This window comes from Terrisporobacter sp. (assembly GCF_017888745.1).
Lineage (GTDB): Bacteria > Bacillota > Clostridia > Peptostreptococcales > Peptostreptococcaceae > Terrisporobacter.
Genome location: NZ_JAGHFM010000303.1, coordinates 1 through 2,547, shown reverse-complemented (window position 1 = coordinate 2,547; position 2,547 = coordinate 1). Strand labels below are relative to the sequence as shown.

The 2,547-nt window shown below is 26.1% G+C and carries 3 protein-coding genes; all 3 read right to left on the bottom strand.

The features are described from left to right. A partial coding sequence (locus J7G74_RS13720; RefSeq protein WP_297136369.1) for an ABC transporter ATP-binding protein/permease occupies positions 1–1,565 on the bottom strand: 1,565 nt, incomplete at its 3' end. Further along, positions 1,558–1,947 carry a DUF454 family protein gene (locus J7G74_RS13715; RefSeq protein ID WP_297136367.1) on the bottom strand — a complete coding sequence of 130 codons (390 nt, stop codon included), beginning with the start codon at positions 1,945–1,947 and terminating at the stop codon, positions 1,558–1,560. The genes J7G74_RS13715 and J7G74_RS13720, both read right to left, overlap by 8 nt. Before the next feature lie 10 nt (positions 1,948–1,957). After that, positions 1,958–2,547: ABC transporter ATP-binding protein (locus J7G74_RS13710; protein ID WP_297136366.1), on the bottom strand; the 590-nt coding region annotated here is incomplete at its 5' end.

Genomic DNA, 2,547 nt, shown 5'->3' with positions numbered 1-2,547 from the left:
GTTTTATCTTTTGCTAATTTATATATACTTTCCCAAACTTTTTCTTCACTTTCCACATCTATATTAGATGTTGCTTCATCAAATATATATATTTCTGGATCAGTTATTATTGTCCTAGCTAAAGCTAATCTTTGATTTTGTCCTCCAGAAAGTAGTGAACCACCTTCACCAACATTAGTATTTAATTTTTCTGGTAAAGTCATTACGAAGTCATATAGATTTGCTTTTTTAAGAGCATCATATATTTCTTCTTTGCTTGCATCATTTTTACCCATTCTTATATTATCTTCTATGCTTCCGTTGAAAATATAAGCACTATGGTTAATAAAACCTATCTTTTTAGTTAATACATCAAATGGTATATAATTTAAATTAATTCCATTTAATAAAATTTCACCATTATCTACTTTATATTGTTTTAAAAGTAAGTTAGTAATTGTACTCTTACCACATCCACTTTCACCAACTAAAGCTATCATTTTTCTATTTTTCATAGTTATATTTATATTTTCAAGAACTTTTCTTTCTTTATCGTAACTAAAATCCACATTTTTAATTTCTATATTTATGTTATTCAATAAATTAAGTTCATCTTTAGATAAATCTTCAACTTTCTCTACTTCTATATCTAAAAGCTCAAACATTCTTTCACTTGCTGATATACCGTTCATTGCAACATGGAAGAATGACCCTAAAAGTCTCATTGGTATAAAGAACTCTGCTGATAAAAGAATAATTATTAACATTTGGCCTATAGTAATTAGTCCATTATTATAATCATGTAGTGCTATTAATATACCTATTGCTGAACCACCAAATGCTATTAAATCCATTATTGTTATAGAGTTTAGTTGCATTGATAAAACTTTCATAGTTATTTTTCTAAAGTGCTCAGCATTTACATTCATTTCTTCATTTTTATCTTCATCTATATCAAATATTTTTAAAGTAGTTAAACCTTGAAGATTTTCTAAGAATGAATCTCCTAAATCTGTATAAACTCCCCAATATTTACTTAATAATTTTTTAGCTATTTTCATAACTGCCATTATAGTAAGTGGTATTAATGGTACACATATTAAAAGTACTATTGCTGTTTTAAAGCTTATAAATGACATTACAATAAATAGTGTAAGAGGAGCTAATACACTGTAAAACAATTGTGGCATAAATCTACCAAAATATATTTCCAATTGTTCTACACCATCTACTGCTATCTGTACAGTTGATGAAGTTGATATAGAGTTTGTATAGTTTACTCCTAAATCTAATAACTTTTCATATATCTTACTTCTTAAAGTTTTCTTAACATCACTTGATGAATTAAGTGAAAATTTAGTTGACATAAAGTTTGCCATAAATCTTATACCTAGCATAGCTACTATGTAAGCTATAGCAAAAGGCATATTTAAATTTAAATTTCCTTTAAATAATTTATCTATAGTATCACCTATAAATAAAATAATTCCTATATTGCATAATATGGATATCCAGTTCATCAAAACTGTTAAACCAATCCATTTTTTGCAACTATCACAAGTTGATAGTAATCTTTTATTAAACATTTTTTGCTGCCTCCGGTTTTATTGTTTTCATTTTAGTAAATACAATTACTTTCATTAACCACATAATAACAATTATTATTCTCATTGTAGTATTGTTAATAGTTATAAACATAAATAATAAAAGTAATGATACTGGTATTGTTAATGTTAATTTAGCTTTTAATGTCATTCCACCCTTTTCTTTAAATGGTTTTACGTATTTATTATAAATTTTTGTCTTCATAAATCTTTCGTTTAATTTATCACTACTTTTTAATAAACAATATGAAGTTAAAAGAAGTAACGGTGTTGTAGGAAGTAATGGCAAAAATATACCTATAATTCCAAGTATCAAAGCTATAATTCCTACGATTAAATATAAACCTTTCTTTACTATATTCATTAAATACCTCCTAACAAACTTTTGTTGGTACAAAATACATTTCATTTTCATTTGCATTGCAAATTATTCCTTGAACATTATAAACATCTTTTATAGTTTTTTCATTTATAACTTTTTCAGGTTTTCCACTTTCTATTATTCTTCCATCCTTCATAACAATAATGTTATTACTATATTTTATGGCTTGATTAATATCATGAAGTACCATTACAATTGTTATGCCAAATTCCTCATTTAGCTTTTTAACAAGTTCTAATACCTCAATTTGATGATACATATCTAGATATGTTGTAGGCTCATCTAATAATAATACTTTCGTCTTTTGAGCCAAAGCCATAGCAATAAATGCTCTTTGCCTTTGACCTCCAGATAAGCTCATAACTTTTTCATTTCTTATATCTTCCAAACTGGTAGATTCTATTGCCCAATTTATTATTTCTTCATTAGTATCTTTATCTATATCACGACGTTTATTATATGGTACTCTACCAAAACTAACTAATTTCTCAACAGTTATATCTTCTGGAGATTCATTATGTTGATGAACTGTTGCTATCCTTTGAGCTATTTCTTTAAATTTTAAAGTGCTTAGGTTTGTAT